Raw genomic sequence first — 16214 nt, 5'->3', positions numbered from 1 at the left:
CCACCTCGGTGGGGCGCCCTTTCCGCTGATGCCGGGTGTCAGCTGATCGTGAGCAGCTGGTGTCCTGCGGAGACCGTGGCGCCGGCATCCGCGTTGATGTTGCCGACCACGCCGTCCTTGTGCGCCTGCAGCGGCTGCTCCATCTTCATGGCTTCGAGCACGACCACCAGGTCGCCCTTGACGACCTGCTGTCCGTCGGCGACGGCGATCTTGACGACGGTCGCCTGCATGGGCGACTTCACCGCGTCGCCGGAGGCCCCGGCGTTGGCGGTGGTGGCGTGGCTGCGGCGCGACGGCGGAACCGCTGCCGGGCGTCCGGCGGTACCGGCGGCGACGGCCACGCGGTCGGGGAGGCTCACCTCGAGGCGCTTGCCGGAGACCTCGACGACCACGGTGTGACGTGCTTCGGCGGAGGCCGGTGCTTCGAGCTCCCCGTCCCACGCGGGGATGTCGTTGACGAACTCGGTCTCGATCCAGCGGGTGAAGATCCCGAACTCGCTGTCCTCCGCCGTGAACGCGGGATCGCGCACGACCTTGCGGTGGAACGGGATGACGGTGGGGAGACCGGCGACCTCGAACTCATCGAGTGCGCGGCGCGAGCGCTCCAGCGCTTCCGCCCTGTCCTTGCCCGTCACGATGATCTTCGCGAGCAGGGAGTCGAAGGCGCCGGACACCGAGTCGCCGGCGGTGACGCCGGAGTCGAGACGGATGCCGGGGCCTCCGAAGGTCTTGAAGACGTGGATCGGGCCGGGCTGGGGCAGGAATCCGCGACCGGGGTCCTCGCCGTTGATGCGGAACTCGATCGAGTGCCCCTGGGGCTTCGGGTCGTCGTAGTCGATGGTGCCGCCGGCCGCGATGCGGAACTGCTCGCGCACCAGATCGATACCGGTGACCTCTTCGGAGACGGGGTGCTCGACCTGCAGGCGCGTGTTCACCTCGAGGAATGAGACCGTGCCGTCGGCGCCGATGAGGAACTCGCAGGTGCCGGCACCGACGTATCCGACCTCCTTCAGGATGGCCTTCGATGCCGAGTAGAGCAGCTCGTTCTGCTCCTCCGTGAGGAACGGGGCCGGTGCCTCTTCGACGAGCTTCTGGTGGCGGCGCTGCAGCGAGCAGTCGCGCGTCGAGATGACGACGACGTTTCCTGCGGCATCGGCCAGACACTGGGTCTCGACGTGACGCGGCTTGTCGAGGTACTTCTCGACGAAGCACTCGCCGCGTCCGAAGGCGGCGACGGCCTCGCGGGTGGCGGATTCGAAGAGCTCTGCGACCTCGTCGAGCTCGCGGGCGACCTTGAGGCCGCGTCCGCCGCCGCCGTACGCGGCCTTGATGGCGATCGGGAGGCCGAACTCCTTCGCGAAGGCGATGACCTCATCGGCGCCTTCGACGGGGCCGGGGGTGCCGGGAGCGAGAGGCGCGCCGACCTTCTCAGCGACGTGACGCGCGGTCACCTTGTCGCCGAGAGCCTCGATGGCCTCCGGAGACGGGCCGATCCAGGTCATCCCCGCCTCGATGATGGCGCGTGCGAACTCGGCGTTCTCGGCGAGGAACCCGTAGCCGGGGTGCACGGCGTCGGCACCGGCGCGGCGGGCGATGGAGAGGATCTTCTCGATCTGGAGGTAGGTCTCCGCGCTGGTCGAGCCGCCGAGAGCGTAGGCCTCGTCGGCGAGGCGGGTGTGCAGGGCATCCCGGTCCTGGTCGGCGTAGACGGCGACCGAGGCGATCCCGGAGTCGCGGGCGGCGCGGATGATGCGGACGGCGATCTCGCCGCGGTTGGCGATGAGCACCTTGGCGATAGCAGGCATGCTTGCCAGCCTAGCGAGAACGACCCCGATCCCTTTGACGACTCCCCACAAGAAAGTCGGGAAAACGTGGAGGGGAGTCTACGACCAGAGGTCGGTCCAACGGACACCGAGCTCGGTGGCGAGACGGCGGACGGTCGACAGGGACATGCCGACGACCGTCGAAGGATCGCCGTCCACACGGGTGATGAATGCCCCGCCCAGGCTGTCGACGGTGAAGGCTCCCGCCACGAGGAGCGGCTCTCCGGAGGCGACGTACGCGGCGATCTCGGCGTCGCTCACGTCGTCGGCGAACGTCACGGCGGCCGCGGCGACCGCGGTGGCCTCTTTGGGTTCGGCGTCGGGGGAGACCCGGAACACCGAGTGCCCGGAATGCAGGATGCCGGTCTCGCCGCGCATCTCCTGCCAGCGCCTGGTCGCCTCCTCGGCGGTGTACGGCTTGCCGTAGACCCGCCCGCCGAGCGCGAACATCGAATCCCCGCCGATCACCAGGCCGTCGAAGGTCCCGTCCGCAGCGAGGCTCCGTGCGACGGCGGCCGCCTTCGCGCGGGCGAGCAGAAGCACCAGTTCCTCGGGCGCGAGGGGGGCGCCCCTCTTCTCCTCCTCGGCGGCGGCGACCGCATCCTCATCGACGTCGGGCGACAGCGTGAGCGGTTCGATTCCCGCCTGCCGGAGCAGCATGAGGCGGGCGGGCGAGGTGGAGGCGAGGCAGACGCGCATGTCCACCACCGTATCCTCGAAGAATGACTTCCTCCCCAGCCGACGTGCTCGAACTCGACATCACCGGCATCGCGCACGGGGGCACGTTCATCGCCCGCCACGAGGGACGCGTGGTCTTCGTCTCCGACGCGATCCCCGGAGAGCGGGTCCGTGCCCGACTGATCGCCCCGCAAGAGGGGGCGGACGCCTCGACCCGCAGCTTCTGGCGGGCCGAGACCATCGAGGTGCTGGAGGCGTCGGAGCACCGCCGCCCGCACGTGTGGGCGGAAGCCGACGTGTCGCGGGACCCGGCCGACCGCCCCGGTGGCGCCGACCTCGGCCACATCGACATCGACCACCAGCGTGAGCTCAAGCAGCGTGTGCTGACCGAGGCGCTGGAGCGTTTCGCAGGCAGCGGTCTGGTCGCCCCCGAGATCGAGTCGGTGGAGTCGGGCGACGGTCTCGGATGGCGCACACGCGTCACCCTGCACGTCGACGACACGGGAGTCGCCGGTCCGTTCGCCGCGCGCAGCCACCGCGTCGTCCCCGTGACCTCGCATCCGCTGGCCCGGCCCGCGATCGCCGAAGCGGCGCTCGCGCTGCGGGGCGAGGCCCCCGGCCGCATCGAACTCGTCGAGCCCGCCGACGGCACGGTGCGCGTCATCCGACGTGAGGAGACCGAGCGCGCCCCCCGCGTGCAGCGTGGGTTCCGCAAGCGTCCCACTCCCGAGGTGATCCACGAGATGGTCAACGACCGTCGATTCGAGGTCGACGCCACGGGCTTCTGGCAGGTGCACCCGCGTGCGGCCTCCGTGCTCGACGCCGCGGTCTACGGAATCCTCGACGGACATGTCGACGACCAGAAGACGCACTACGACCTGTATGGAGGGGTCGGCCTGTTCGCCGCGACGCTCGCCGATCTCGGCGGGACCGACATCGTGACGGTCGAGTCCAGTGCACGCGCCACTGCGCACGCCGCCGTGAATCTCGCGCCGCTCGACGTGAACGCCGTGACGGCGCGCGTCGATCGCTTCCTGGCGACGCAGAAGAGCGGGCGCACCGGCGCCGTCGTGCTCGACCCGCCCCGCGCCGGTGCCGGTCGGCAGGTCGTCGAAGCGCTGCACGCGCTCGCGCCGGAGGCCATCGCGTACGTCGCGTGCGACCCCGTGGCACTCGCCCGGGATCTCGGCACCTTCCGCACCCTCGGTTGGAACGTCGACCGACTTCGGGGCTTCGATCTGTTCCCGCACTCGCACCACTTCGAAGTCGTCGCGCTGCTCACACGATGAGCGATCCGCGGCTTCTCGGGGGGACTCAGTAGGCTGAGGGGATGAGCACGGTCGCACTCATCGACGATCACGAGTCCGTTCGCCTCGGCCTCGAGGCCGCGTGCGCGCGTGATTCGCAGACCGTGGTCTTCTCCGGGAGCACGGTGGTCTCCTACCTCGAATGGCGCAAAGCCACCGCGGCCGCACCTGCCGAGGTGGTCGTCCTCGACCTCACCCTCGGCGACGGCACGACCGTGACCGAGAACGTGACCTCACTGGTCAACGACGGCGCGAGCGTCGTGATCCACAGCGTCGCCGATCGGCCGGCAGCCGTGCGCGAGGCGCTCGCCGCCGGGGCCGCCGGCGTGGTGAGCAAGTCCTCCGCCCTCGACGACGTGCTCGACGCGATCCGCACGGTGGCGCAGGGCGAGGCTCTCAACAACGTCGAATGGGCGAGCGCGGTCGAGGGAGACCGGGCGTTCGCCGATGCGCAGCTCGCCACGCGCGAACGCGAGGTGCTCCGTCTGTATGCGACGGGGCTGCCGTTGAAGGCCGTCGCCGAGAAGCTGGGTGTCGCCTACTCCACGGCCAAGGAGAACATCACCCGCATCCGCGTGAAGTACGTCGAGGTCGGGCGCCCGGCGCCGACGAAGGTCGACCTGCTGCGCCGGGCGATGGAAGACGGGATCGTCACGGCTGACGAGGCACCCGGTGGCCGCTGAGCCGCTCAGCATCCGCGACGCGTGGAGCAAGATCCCCTCTCCGGGGAGCACGGAGACGGCGTACGAGCGCTTCACCGGCACACGCATGGAGCGGATCCTCGCGATCGTCGTCGCGATCGGCTCGGCGGTTCTCGGCGCGCAGGCGCTGATCTCTGCGATGGCGTCGCTCTCGCACGCGGATCCTGCGCACGTCGTCACCCTGATCGTGGTGTTCGTGCCGTTGGCTGCGATGCTGGTCGCTTGTCTGGTGGGCCGGGGGGTGCGCACCTTCTCCGGTATCTTCGCCGTGGTCTACGTCCTCGCGCTCGCCGCCTGGCCGACGATCGTCGACCCGTCGGACAAGGGCGCCGGCGAGCAGCCCTGGATCTTCTTCCTGGTCAATGTCGGCGTGGTCGCGGCGATGCTCGCGTTCCCGTTGCCGCTCCAGTTCGCCTGGGCGGCGGGGATGCCGTTCGTCTACGGCTACGTGCGGCTCGTCCAGGGGGAGTTCTCGCGCGAGTTCTGGGTGACGACGGCGTTCGACGTGTCGTTCACCCTCATCCTCGGGGTCGTCATCATCTCCCTGGGCTGGATGTTCCGTTCCGTCGCCGCCGGCGTGGACGAGGCCAGGGGACAGGCGGTGGCGTCGTACTCGACAGCGGCTGCGGCGGCCGCCGCGGAGGAGGAGCGGGCGACGATGTCCGCACTGATGCATGACAGCGTCCTCGCCGCGCTGATCGCCGCGGAGCGGGCTGAGGGGGAGCGTGCCGAAGAGCTCGCCGTCGCCATGGCCCGGGAGGCACTCACTCGCCTCGCCAATACCGAAGCGGCCGTCGCGCAGGAGGGCAGTGACGAGCCGGTCGGCACGGCGCAGATCGTCGTGGAGCTGCGTAGAGCCCTGTCCGAGCTCGGCGCTGATGCGATCGTCGAGGAGCGCGGCGGCATCGGCCTCATACCCGGGCGGGCCGCTCGCGCACTCGTGCTCGCCGCGCGGCAGGCGATCGGCAACGCCGTGTCCCACGCCAACGGTCGTGGACTCCACATCATCGTCGAGGGGCACGGCGACGAGGGGATCGGCGTGACGGTTTCGGACACCGGCGGCGGCTTCGACGTGGCGTCGATCGGTGCCGACCGTCTCGGGATCCGGGCGTCGATCTTCGCACGTATGGCGGGCGTCGCCGGCACGGCCGACATCGTCTCCGACGCGCACGGCACGACCGTGACCCTGGGATGGGAGCGCGCGTGAACCGCACCGTGCGCAGCGTCGCCACCTCTCTCGCCGTCGGCTTCGCCCTGTACTTCGTCGCACGGGGGATCTGGTGGATCGAGCAGCCGACCGCTCCGCTGCTCATGGTCCTCGCCATCGGCCTGTATCTCGTGGTCGTGAACATCGCCATCCTCGGCGACGGCTCCTCGGTGCGGATGCCGACGTGGTCGGCGGTCCTCGCGCTGCTCGCGAGCATGGCGATTCCCGTGCTCGTGACCTTCTCGCTCGAGCCGGCGGATCGTACCGCCCCGTTCGCGACCTGGTACATCGGGGCGCTCGGACTGCTCGCGGTCGTGTGTGTGGTGCGTCGGCGGTCTCTGATCGGCTGGCTCGTGTTGGCGGTGCTCGTCCTGGCCGCGTCGGTGGCTCTGGGGTTCGTCGTGGCCCTCAACCTGGGGCTGGTCGGCTCGATCATGTGGGTGGCCGTCGCTCGACTCCTCGTGATGTTCTGGGATCGTGCGGTGCGCGACACCGAGCGCCTCGCCGAGATCCAGCAGGCGGTGTCCGCGTGGCATGCCACGCAGCGGGTGCGTCAGCGCGAGAGGCGTCTGCGCACGCAGTTCGCTCTGGCTGTCGCCGGTCCGGTGCTCAGCAGAGTGGTCGCGGCGCGAGGTGTGTTGAACGATCAGGAACGTCTGGACGCGCGGCTCGCCGAGGGCAGGCTGCGCGACGAACTGCGCGGCGCCGACCTCCTCAACGACGCGGTACGCAACGCGATCGAAGCTGCCCGACGGCGTGGAGTGGTCGTGACCGTCTTCGATGAGGGCGGGTTCGACGGCATAGACGAGTCCCGTCGCAAGGCGATCAGGGACGAACTGGCGGTCGTGCTGAGTCATGCACAGACATCTCGGCTCATCATCCGCTCGGGGCGGGACCCGCGTGTCGCCGTGACGGTGGTGGGCCGCGCGGGCACCCGATCCTCGGGTGATGACGACGCGGTCGACCTCTGGCACGAGATTCCGCGCTGACGCAAGAACTATCGGCAGGACCGGTGAGCGACCTCGGCTCCGTCCTCGGCCCCGGCCTGGGGAGGTGACCGGAGTCGAGGATGTGAGAGTGGGAGAGGGGCGGCGAATCCGCCTGCCCCTCTCCGTGCGGACAGTTACCCGAAAACCATCCGCTGGTGGCCGATCAGCGTCTGTCTACCCTGGGACAGAGAGACCAGCCGAACGCGAAGCGTCCTCTTCAGTCTGAGGGGTTCCGCAAACATTGTCTGTAGGTATTTTGGGGGACAAGATTCGGCATTTCGGGGGACACGATTTTCCGTCGATGGGGGATCATTGGACGATGGCAACGCGTCGTGGCACCAATCTTCCGCGTATGGGCGACTTCAACCAGTCCGTGATCCTGGAGGCGATCCGCCAATCAGGCGAGGGGTTGAGCAGGATCGAGCTGTCGACCGCGACCCGGCTGTCGGCGCAGACCGTCACCAACATCACTCGGCGACTGCTCGATGACGGCTTCATCCGAGAGGCCGGCCGCACGATCAATGGACCGGGCAAGCCGCGCGTGACCCTGCGGCTCGTCGCCGACAGCCGCTTCGCGGTCGGCGTGCACCTCGATCCCGCCCTGATGACGTTCGTGCTGCTCGACCTGTCCGGCGCCATCGTCAGACGCCGGAGTGTGCGCACGCCGGCCGATGATCCGCTCCGGATCGTGGAGGCCATGGCGGAGACGATCGATGCCCTGATCGCGGAGTCCGGTGTGGATCGGTCGCGGATCGCAGGGGTGGGAGTCGCGGCTCCCGGTCCGCTCGACGCCGAGAAGGGCACGGTCATCGACCCGCCGAAGCTCGCCGGGTGGCATCGTGTGCCGCTGCGCGCGGTGCTGGCGGAGATGACGGGGATGCCGGTGGTGCTGGAGAAGGACACGACGTCGGCCGCGGTCGGAGAGCTGTGGACACGACGCGAGTCGGCCGACGACTCCTTCGTGTTCGTCTACCTGGGGATCGGCATCGGCGCCGCCCTGGCGAGAGACGGCGAGGCGGTCCGCGGGAGCACACGCAACATCGGCGAGGTCGGGCACATCATCGTCGACCCCGACGGGCCCTCATGCTGGTGCGGGTCCCGAGGGTGCGTGGAGGTCGTCTGCACCCCGCAGGCGATCGTCGAACGGGCTGAGCGCGCGGGAGTGTTCGACGACGCCCACCAGGCGTCCGATGCTGCGGCAGTCGATGCGAGATTCAGCCGACTGTGCGAGTACGCAGCGGACGGGAATGCCGCGGCGGTCGAGGTTCTGCGACAGGCAGCGGCACACATCGCGGTGCTGACGGCGGCTCTGACGAACATGCTCGATGTGGATCGGGTCGTGTTCGGAGGCCCTTTCTGGTCACGGCTCGCCGATGTGTACCTCCGAGAGGTTCCCGGCAGGCTCGATCACGCGAGTGCGACCCGCGCGGTGCGCACTCTCCCCGTCGATGGCACCGTCGTCGGGGACGACGTCGGTGCCGTGGGGGCCGCGTGCGTCGTGCTCGATTCCGTCCTCAGCCCTCGCGCCTCCGACCTGCTGCTCGAGAGCTGATCTCCGGACCAAACGCCGTCCGGCAGCGGTCGAGGCTGCGGGTTTTGCGACTATAAGTCGATTCGATGTAGTATTTGGCGTTCCCCCACGACCAGACGAGTGGAGTCCACCGTCTCCCCGTGCGCTCGGCACCGTCGCACGTCGAGAAGGCGACTCCGGTCTGCGCCGGGGTGGACGCCCGACCCTGCACGGGAAGGGTGAGGCGGCAACGGGGAACGTCGCCGAGCGGGGCTCTGGGGGTCCTGCGACGATCGTCTGCGTGATTCGTGAAGCGGAGGGTTCGCGGATCACGCAGACGCACTCCTGCGCCACCGGAGCCGGCGCATGCTCCGCAGTGGCTGTCAGCCCGCGAAACGTCCCCACGGGATGTCACGCCGCAGCGGACGGCGGAGCGGACGCTGTGTCCGCGTCCACGCCGAGACAGACGGCTCCTCGGCGACGGCGTCCGCCGCCTCCGTCGCGTAGGCCTCGCTGATCACGGCGATGAGGGCGGCGAGTTCTTCTTCCGTAGCCGTCCCGCGCATGATGTCGAGCATCGGCGTCTCCGAACCCGAAGCGCCGTGGTCCTGCGTGTCATGCCCGGTCACAGCGGGATGTTCCCGTGCTTCTTCGGGGGCAGCTCGGCACGCTTGCCACGCAGTGCGCGCAGCGCCTTCGCGATCGAGACGCGGGTGTTGGCCGGCTCGATGATCCCGTCGAGCTCGCCCCGCTCTGCCGCGAGGAACGGGGAGGCCACGTTGTACGTGTACTCGTTCGCGAGTCGGGTGCGGACGGCCGCGACGTCCTCGCCGGCCTCCTCCGCCTTCTTGATCTCGCCCCGATACAGGATGTTGACCGCGCCCTGGCCGCCCATCACCGCGATCTCGGCCGTCGGCCATGCGAGGTTCACGTCGGCACCGAGCTGCTTCGAGCCCATCACGATGTAGGCGCCGCCGTAAGCCTTGCGCAGGATGACGGTGACCAGCGGCACGGTCGCCTCGGCGTAGGCGTAGAGCAGCTTCGCGCCGCGGCGGATGACGCCGGTCCACTCCTGATCGGTGCCGGGGAGGTAGCCGGGGACATCGACGAGCGTGACGATCGGGATCGAGAAGGCGTCGCAGAAGCGTACGAAGCGGCTCGCCTTCTCGCCGGCTTCGATGTTCAGCGTGCCGGCCATCTGCGAAGGCTGGTTGGCGATGATGCCGACCGACCGGCCCTCGATGCGTCCGAAGCCGATCACGATGTTGGGCGCGAAGAGCGGCTGGACCTCGAGGAAGTCGCCTTCGTCGACCACGTGCTCGATGACGGTGTGGATGTCGTACGGCTGGTTGGTCGAGTCGGGGACGAGCGTGTTGAGCGCGCGGTCGGCGTCGGTCGTCTCGAACTCGAAGGTGCTCTCGTATGTGGGAAGCTCCGCCATGTTGTTGTCCGGCAGGAAGCTGAGGAGCGTGCGGGCGTAGTCGATCGCGTCGTCCTCGTCTTCGGCGAGGTAGTGCGCGACGCCCGATCGGGTGTTGTGCGTGTAGGCGCCGCCGAGCTCTTCCATTCCGACGTCCTCGCCGGTGACCGTCTTGATCACGTCGGGGCCGGTCACGAACATCTGGCTGGTCTTGTCGACCATGATCACGAAGTCGGTGAGGGCGGGGGAGTACACCGCGCCGCCCGCAGCCGGCCCCATGATGATGGAGATCTGCGGGATCACACCGGACGCGCGGGTGTTCAGGCGGAAGATCTCACCGTACTTGCCGAGGGCGACGACGCCCTCCTGGATGCGCGCGCCCCCCGAGTCGAGGATCCCGATGCAGGGCATCCCGCCGGCGAGGGCGAACTCCATGATCTTGATGATCTTCTCGCCGGCGACTTCGCCGAGCGAACCGCCGAAGGTGGAGAAATCCTGCGAGTACACTGCGACCGTGCGGCCGTTGATCGTGCCCACGCCGGTGACGACCGAGTCGCCGTACGGTCGCGAACGATCCATGCCGAAGGCCGTGGTGCGGTGGCGCACATACTCGTCGAACTCGACGAAGCTCCCGGGGTCGACGAGCAGCTCGATGCGCTCGCGGGCGGTCATCTTGCCCTTCGCGTGCTGCTTCTCCTTCGCCTTCGCTTCCGCGTCGACGACGGCTTCTGTATAGCGAGCGCGCAGATCCGCGATCTTGCCGGCGGTGGTAAAGAGGTCGGGCTTGTCCGTCACGGATTCCACCCTATCGTCGGCTCGCCTCCGGCTGTTGGATGCTCGCCACAACGGGGCGGCCGATCCTTTGGCGAAGTGCGCTCAGCCCTCGGGTTCACCGGACTCGAGTTCCGGGTCGGTCTTGGGGCGGCGGCCGATCGAGCGCGCCTTGCGTCCCGCCCACTCCACCCCGCGGACGGTCGTGCCGGCCGCTCCCGCGACCGCGTTGCCCGCGTAGCGGGCACCTCGCAGCATCCGCAGCTCCAGCTTCTCGGTGCCGGGCACGGGTTCCAACTCGAGGGGAAGGTCCATCGGGGCGGCACCGAAGGCCTTGTGGGACGTCGTCAGCACGCGACGGCCGAGGATGTTGTTCCCCGCGCCTCCGATCGCAGCGCCGATGCCGAACGGGAGTGCCTTGCCGATGACCGAAGCGCCGCCCTTCGCCGCGAACTGCTTCACGAACATGCTCTTGAGCTGATCGACGAGGGGGCCGACCGCGGCGCGGGGGAGCGACTTCGTGACGAGCTCGCCCCAGTACGACGATCTGCTTCCTCCACGCCCGGCCACCTGACCGGCGAGCTGTCCGACGAGGTCGACGCCCTCTTTGCCGAGCATCAGCGTCATCACCAGCGCTCTGGCGCGATCCGGGTTCGCGACCGCGATCCCGTGCACCTCGGCGACCGACTGCGCGAACAGAGCGGTGGACTCCACGAAGCCGACCGTCTCCACGCCGGAGAGCGCAAGCGTGATGCCGGTGCCGATCCCGGGGACGACCGCCGTCGCGCCGACCGCCGCTCCGCCCGTCGTCACGGCTGCGAGGTAGCGACGCTCCAGGATGCGGATGATCTCCGCAGGCGATGCGTGCGGATTGCGCAGGCGGATGCTCCGGATGTGCGCCAGGACGAGCGGGCGCTGGATCGACAGCACGCGGTCGAGGCCCCGCACCATCATTGGGTGCTCCGCCGATCCGGCAGGGGGCACGCCCTTGTCCCAGGGAGCGTCGTCCGGGAGCGAATGGATCTTGTGCACCTTGGGAGCCATGGTGCGATCCTATGGAGCCAGCCCGCGAAAACGCCGAAAGCCCGGCCCCTCCGAGAGGCCGGGCTTTCGAGTCGAGCGATCAGACGAAGAGGTTCGCACGCTCCAGGTCTTCCGCGAAATCGACCTCGACCGCGTACAGGTCGGACACGTCCATCGGCTCGAGCAGCAGGCCGTCCTCGGCGATCGCGAGCTCGAGGCCGCGCTCGAAGTAATCCTGGTCCTCGACGCGCTGCAGCTGACGCATGAACGCCTTCTTGTGCGCGGAGGAGATGTAGTTGATTCCCACGGCCTCGCCGAGTCCGCCCTTGACGGTCTTGGACAGCTCGTTGATGAAGCCCTCGGCCGTGACCGTGTACTTCACCTCTTCGTCGCTGACCTTGGAGGTGTTCACCGTGACGAACGACTGGTCGCGCTCGATGTACTCGAGTGCGCGGCCGAGGATCATCGGGTCGAAGACGACATCGCCGTTCATCCAGAGAACTCCGCCGCGACCGGTCGCGCCCAGGGCGCGCAGGAGGCTCTTCGAGGTGTTGGTCTCGTCATAACGCTCGTTGTGGACGTAGTTGACCTGCGGGAACGCGTCGATGATGGTCTCGGCGCGGTAGCCGACGACGGTGGTGATGCGGGCGTCCGAACCGAATGCGGCGCGGATGTTGTCGTGCTGCTGGCCCATGATCGTGCGGCCGTCGCTCAGTTCGGTGAGCGGCTTCGGCAGCGCGCGGCCGAGGCGCGAGCCCATTCCGGCGGCGAGGATGACGGTCTGAAGAGTCACGAGTGCTCCTAAAGGAAGTTGTGTTCACGGTCGATTAACCGACCAGACACTTCGTCGTGCCGCGTTCATGGTATCGATTCCGCCTGGGAAGCTCAGGGCCGGGAGGCCCCTGTTGTCATTTCGTGACCGACTACACACCGGATGCACAGGGTTCCGTCTCCCGTGCGATCGCGGCGGAAATGCGCGATCCGAGGGCAGTTTATTGCGCGGCGGCCTTGGCGTACAGGCACCCGTTGATACCGTAGGACGGTGACTGCCTCCCCTGACGACCGCACCGCCCAGGTGGACCAAACCGAGACCGCGCAAGAGAAGACGTCGGCGAAGCGCGCGCCGGCGAAGAAGCAGAGTCCGGACGCGGCATCCGCCGCCGAGAAGTCGGCGCGACCGCCCGCGGTGAAGAAGCCCGCCGCGAAGACGCCCGCCGCGAAGAAACCCGCGGTGAAGAAGCCTGCGAGCGCGAGCACCTCCGCGGGTTCGAAGGCCGGCAGTGCCGCGGTGTCGAAGTCGTCGGCTGGGAAGTCGTCGGCAGCGACGTCCGGGACGCAGGCTGCTGCCGAGAAAGCGGCTCCCAGTGCGGATGTCGTGGTCGAGCCGCTCGTCAAGGCCGTCAACGGCTCGACGGCGAACCTCTCGTCGACCGCGAGCTCCGCCCGGAGCACCGCCGCGGCGCGCAATGCCGACGCGAAGGCCACGGCTGCGAAGACCACCGCGGCCAAGACGACGGCTGCGAGGACGACGGCGGCGAAGACGACGGCGGCGAAGACGACGGCGGCGAAGACAGCGGCTGCGAAGACAGCGGCTGCGAAGACGACGGCTGCGAAGACGGCCGCGGCCAAGACGACGGCAGCCAAGACGACGGCAGCCAAGACGACGGCGGCGAAGGCCGCTGCATCCAAGGCGGCTGCGGCGAAGACCACGGCGCGCTCGGCTGCCGCGAAGACCACAGCCGCGAAGGCCACGGCGGCCAAGATGGCGGCCGCGAAGAAGGCGGCGGCGAAGAAGGCCGCAGAGGAGGCGAAGGCGGCCGCGGAGACGGCGGTGACCGCACCCGAAGTTCCGCCCGTCACGGCTGCTCCTCTCGCAGCCTCTCCCGTGATCGAGACCGCATCGGTCGTCGAGACCGTTCCTCCGGCCGCCTCCGCTGCGGCGCCGACCGGGTCTGTCGCGGAGCCCGTGCCCGCCGCAGAGCCTGCGCCCGCGCCCGCCTCGGTGCCGCCTCTCGCTGCGGAGCCTGTCGAGGAATCTGTCAGTGCGGAACTTCTCGAGACGGAGACGCCCGTCGGCGATCCGTCCGAGGTGGAGTCGAGCGAGGCCATCCAGGCGGTCGGGGACTCCGACGACGCAGCTTCCGACGCCGTTAAGCCCGATGAGGTCCTCTCCGCCGGCGAGGCGATCAGCATCCGCGGGCTCATGAAGCAGTTCGGCGACAACCGCGCAGTCGACGGCATCGACCTGACCGTGCCCGCGGGGTCGTTCTACGGAATCGTCGGGCCCAACGGTGCCGGCAAGACCACGACGCTCTCGATCGTCGCCGGGCTTCTCCGCGCCGACGCGGGCAGCGTCGTCATCTGCGGTGTCGACCAGGCCAAGAAGCCGCTCGCGGCGAAGAGGCTGATGGGTGTGCTCCCCGATCGGTTGCGCACGTTCGACCGCCTCACCGGTCGGCAACTGCTCTACTACTACGGGTTGCTGCGCGGCCTCGCCGCGGATGTGATCGAGAAGCGCGCGGCCGACCTCGCTCGTGCCTTCGATCTGGGCGATGCCCTCGGCCGCGTGGTCTCGGACTACTCGGCCGGCATGACGAAGAAGATCATGCTCGCAGGGGCCATGATCCATTCGCCGCGCGTGCTGGTCCTCGATGAGCCGTTCGAGTCGGTGGACCCCGTCTCGTCGGCGGTCATCCTGGACATCCTCCGCGCCTATGTGTCGCACGGCGGCACGGTGATCCTCTCCAGCCACGGCATGGATCTCGTCGAACGCGTGTGTTCGCGCGTCGCGATCATCGTCGGCGGAGAAGTGCTCGCCGAGGGGACGATCGACGAGGTGCGCGCGGGTCAGACGCTCGAAGCGCGCTTCGTGGAACTCGCCGGCACCAGCGGAGAGGTGGAGGGGCTCGAGTGGCTGCACACGTTCTCCGACTGAGACTCGCGCTTCTTCTCGGTTCCCTGCGCGGCGACCGTCGGGTTCGATCGATCGTCTCGTTCGTCGCGGTGGTCGCGGTCACCGCCGCGGTGTGCGTCGCCGTGTTCAGCCTTGCCGCAGCCTCTGTACCGGTGGCCCGCGCGGTCACGGTGCTCGGTGGCGCGGCCCTTCTCATCGGATTCCTCGTCGGCCCGATCCTCGTCGGGGCCGTCGATCAGCTCGACCCGAGACGCTTCGCGGTCTTCGGCGTCGATGATCGCCAGATGCCCTGGGTGCTCGCACTGGCCGCCTTCGTCAGCGTGCCGAGCATGGCGCTTCTCGCCGTCTACATCAGTGTCTGCATCGTCGCGATCGGAGCAGGCACGCCCTGGCCTCTGGCTGTGCTGGTGACGATCGCCGGTGTCCTGACCACGATGCTGGTCTCGCGGATCGGTATGGCCCTCAACGCACTGCTCCTTCCCGAGCGCCGCTCCCGCGAGCTCACGGCGCTGTTCGCACTCGCGCTGATCGTGGTCGCCTTCCCTGTCGCGGTCTTCTTCGGATCGCTTCGTTGGGACGGTCTCGTGCCCCCGTCTCTGGCGACCCTGTCGAGCGTGTTCGGCTACAGCCCGTTCGCTGCTGCCCCCGCCTTCCTCTTCGATTCCGCGGCCGGTGCGACCGCTTCCGCGTGGATCAGCGGTGTCATCGTGGTGCTCACCGTCGCTCTCCTCTGGATGGTGTGGACGTGGCTCGTCCGGCGTCTGCTGACCACGACCGAGCGTCCGGTCGCCTTGCGCGAGCGCACCGGACTCGGGTGGTTCGGGCTGCTGCCGTCGAACGCCTTCGGTGCGATCGCGGCGCGAAGCCTCGTGTATTGGCTTCGTGACCGTCGCTACATCATGAACATCATCGTCGTCCCCGTGGCCGGCGTGCTCTCGATGCTCCCGCTCGTCGTGGCCGGAGTCCCGTTGGAGATCGCCGCGCTCGTGCCCGTGCCGGTGATGGCGCTGTTCTTCGGGTGGCTGCCGCACAACGACGTCGCCTACGACTCGACGGCATTGTGGACCCACGTCGCGAGTGGCGTCCGGGGGCTTCCTGATCGTCTCGGGCGTCTCGTTCCTGTGCTGCTCGTCGCCATCCCCGTTCTCGCCATCGCGGTTCCGCTCTCACTCGCGCTGATCGGGGACTGGAGTCTGCTGCTGCCGTTGGGCGGCTTGGCGGCCAGTCTGCTGTTCTGCGCGCTCGGCGTCTCGAGCATCGTCTCGGTCGTGGCTCCGTATGCGGTCTCGCGGCCTGGTGACAGTCCGTTCCAGCAGCCGCAGCGACCGACCTCTCGCGGGGCGTACGGTCCTGCAGCGGCGTTGCTCGGCGCCATCGTGCTGAGCGTGCCGACCATCTGGTTGTTCGCAGCGACGATTCTCGACGGTTCGGCGTACGCTCCGGCGACCTTCTGGGTCGGGCTTCTCGTCGGTCTCGTGACCGCGGCAGCCGGAGCCGTCGTCGGCGGTCGCATCTTCGAGCGCAGCGGAGAGCGCCTGATGGAGTTCGTCGAGACCGCGTGAGGACCGCCCGCTGGGCGTTCGACGCCGCTAGACTCACGGGATGAGTACTCCGCTGGACAGCCCCGATCAGGGCGGCGTGGCAACGCTTGATCGCGAACTGGAAGAGCTCCTCCGCGAGGAGAATCTCGAACCGGGTGACCATGAGCGCTTCTCGCATTACGTGAAGAAGGACAAGATCCTCGAGTCCGCGATCACCGGCAAGCCGGTGCGCGCGCTGTGCGGCAAGAAGTGGACCCCGGGCCGTGACCCGGAGAAGTTCCCGATCTGCCCCACATGCAAGGAGATCTACGAGTCGATGATCGGCTGACC

General features: G+C 68.8%; 14 protein-coding genes. 8 read left to right on the top strand and 6 right to left on the bottom strand.

Going from position 1 to position 16214, the window contains the following annotated elements:
- Window positions 1-38: 38 nt before the first annotated feature.
- Complete coding sequence (locus tag GZ64_RS0107525; RefSeq protein WP_029265688.1) at window positions 39-1805, bottom strand: acetyl/propionyl/methylcrotonyl-CoA carboxylase subunit alpha; 1767 nt, start codon at window positions 1803-1805, stop codon at window positions 39-41.
- 78 nt (window positions 1806-1883) lie between these two features.
- A complete protein-coding gene (locus tag GZ64_RS0107520) occupies window positions 1884-2522 on the bottom strand; it encodes a Maf family protein (RefSeq protein WP_029260578.1) in 639 nt (212 codons plus the stop codon).
- 23 nt (window positions 2523-2545) lie between these two features.
- Between GZ64_RS0107520 and GZ64_RS0107515 the strand changes: the two genes are divergently transcribed.
- The 5 genes from GZ64_RS0107515 to GZ64_RS0107495 all read left to right on the top strand — a co-directional run bounded on the left by GZ64_RS0107515 (window position 2546) and on the right by GZ64_RS0107495 (window position 8257).
- Window positions 2546-3790, top strand: coding sequence for a class I SAM-dependent RNA methyltransferase (locus GZ64_RS0107515; RefSeq protein ID WP_029265686.1), 1245 nt, complete (start codon window positions 2546-2548; stop codon window positions 3788-3790).
- A 41-nt stretch (window positions 3791-3831) separates the two neighbouring features.
- Window positions 3832-4491 (top strand): response regulator transcription factor, encoded by a 660-nt coding sequence (locus GZ64_RS0107510; RefSeq protein WP_021199684.1) that lies wholly within the window; start codon window positions 3832-3834, stop codon window positions 4489-4491.
- Complete coding sequence (locus tag GZ64_RS0107505) at window positions 4481-5716, top strand: ATP-binding protein (protein ID WP_021199683.1); 1236 nt, start codon at window positions 4481-4483, stop codon at window positions 5714-5716. Before GZ64_RS0107510 ends, GZ64_RS0107505 begins: the two co-directional genes overlap by 11 nt.
- Window positions 5713-6705 carry a hypothetical protein gene (locus tag GZ64_RS0107500; RefSeq protein WP_231479847.1) on the top strand — a complete coding sequence of 331 codons (993 nt, stop codon included), beginning with the start codon at window positions 5713-5715 and terminating at the stop codon, window positions 6703-6705. The genes GZ64_RS0107505 and GZ64_RS0107500 overlap by 4 nt, the downstream gene beginning before the upstream one ends.
- A gap of 352 nt (window positions 6706-7057) precedes the next feature.
- Complete coding sequence (locus GZ64_RS0107495) at window positions 7058-8257, top strand: ROK family transcriptional regulator (RefSeq protein ID WP_029260580.1); 1200 nt, start codon at window positions 7058-7060, stop codon at window positions 8255-8257.
- A gap of 341 nt (window positions 8258-8598) precedes the next feature.
- Here the strand turns inward: GZ64_RS0107495 and GZ64_RS19025 are convergent, their stop codons facing one another.
- The 4 genes from GZ64_RS19025 to GZ64_RS0107475 all read right to left on the bottom strand — a co-directional run bounded on the left by GZ64_RS19025 (window position 8599) and on the right by GZ64_RS0107475 (window position 12222).
- Window positions 8599-8793, bottom strand: coding sequence for an acyl-CoA carboxylase subunit epsilon (locus tag GZ64_RS19025; protein ID WP_036331215.1), 195 nt, complete (start codon window positions 8791-8793; stop codon window positions 8599-8601).
- Window positions 8794-8840: 47 nt separating this feature from the next.
- Entirely contained in the window at window positions 8841-10430 is a 1590-nt protein-coding gene (locus GZ64_RS0107485; RefSeq protein WP_373695373.1) for an acyl-CoA carboxylase subunit beta, read from the bottom strand.
- Between the two features lie 81 nt (window positions 10431-10511).
- Window positions 10512-11450, bottom strand: coding sequence for a hypothetical protein (locus GZ64_RS0107480; protein WP_029265683.1), 939 nt, complete (start codon window positions 11448-11450; stop codon window positions 10512-10514).
- A 79-nt stretch (window positions 11451-11529) separates the two neighbouring features.
- Window positions 11530-12222 carry a phosphocholine cytidylyltransferase family protein gene (locus GZ64_RS0107475; protein WP_017828502.1) on the bottom strand — a complete coding sequence of 231 codons (693 nt, stop codon included), beginning with the start codon at window positions 12220-12222 and terminating at the stop codon, window positions 11530-11532.
- 249 nt (window positions 12223-12471) lie between these two features.
- Between GZ64_RS0107475 and GZ64_RS20170 the strand changes: the two genes are divergently transcribed.
- Genes GZ64_RS20170 through GZ64_RS0107460 form a run of 3 tightly spaced genes read left to right on the top strand, consistent with a single transcriptional unit; the run spans window position 12472 to window position 16212 of the window.
- Window positions 12472-14364 (top strand): ABC transporter ATP-binding protein, encoded by a 1893-nt coding sequence (locus GZ64_RS20170; RefSeq protein WP_231479846.1) that lies wholly within the window; start codon window positions 12472-12474, stop codon window positions 14362-14364.
- Window positions 14340-15905 (top strand): hypothetical protein, encoded by a 1566-nt coding sequence (locus GZ64_RS0107465; RefSeq protein WP_021199675.1) that lies wholly within the window; start codon window positions 14340-14342, stop codon window positions 15903-15905. The genes GZ64_RS20170 and GZ64_RS0107465 overlap by 25 nt, the downstream gene beginning before the upstream one ends.
- A 40-nt stretch (window positions 15906-15945) precedes the next feature.
- On the top strand, window positions 15946-16212 hold the full coding sequence (locus tag GZ64_RS0107460; protein WP_026049764.1) for a DUF3039 domain-containing protein: 267 nt from the start codon (window positions 15946-15948) through the stop codon (window positions 16210-16212).
- Window positions 16213-16214 lie beyond the last annotated feature (2 nt).

Origin of the sequence: Microbacterium sp. Cr-K32, assembly GCF_000708345.1 — a bacterium.
GTDB lineage: Bacteria > Actinomycetota > Actinomycetes > Actinomycetales > Microbacteriaceae > Microbacterium > Microbacterium maritypicum_A.
Note: the sequence above shows the minus strand (reverse complement) of the source record. Positions and strands in the feature narration are given on the sequence as shown.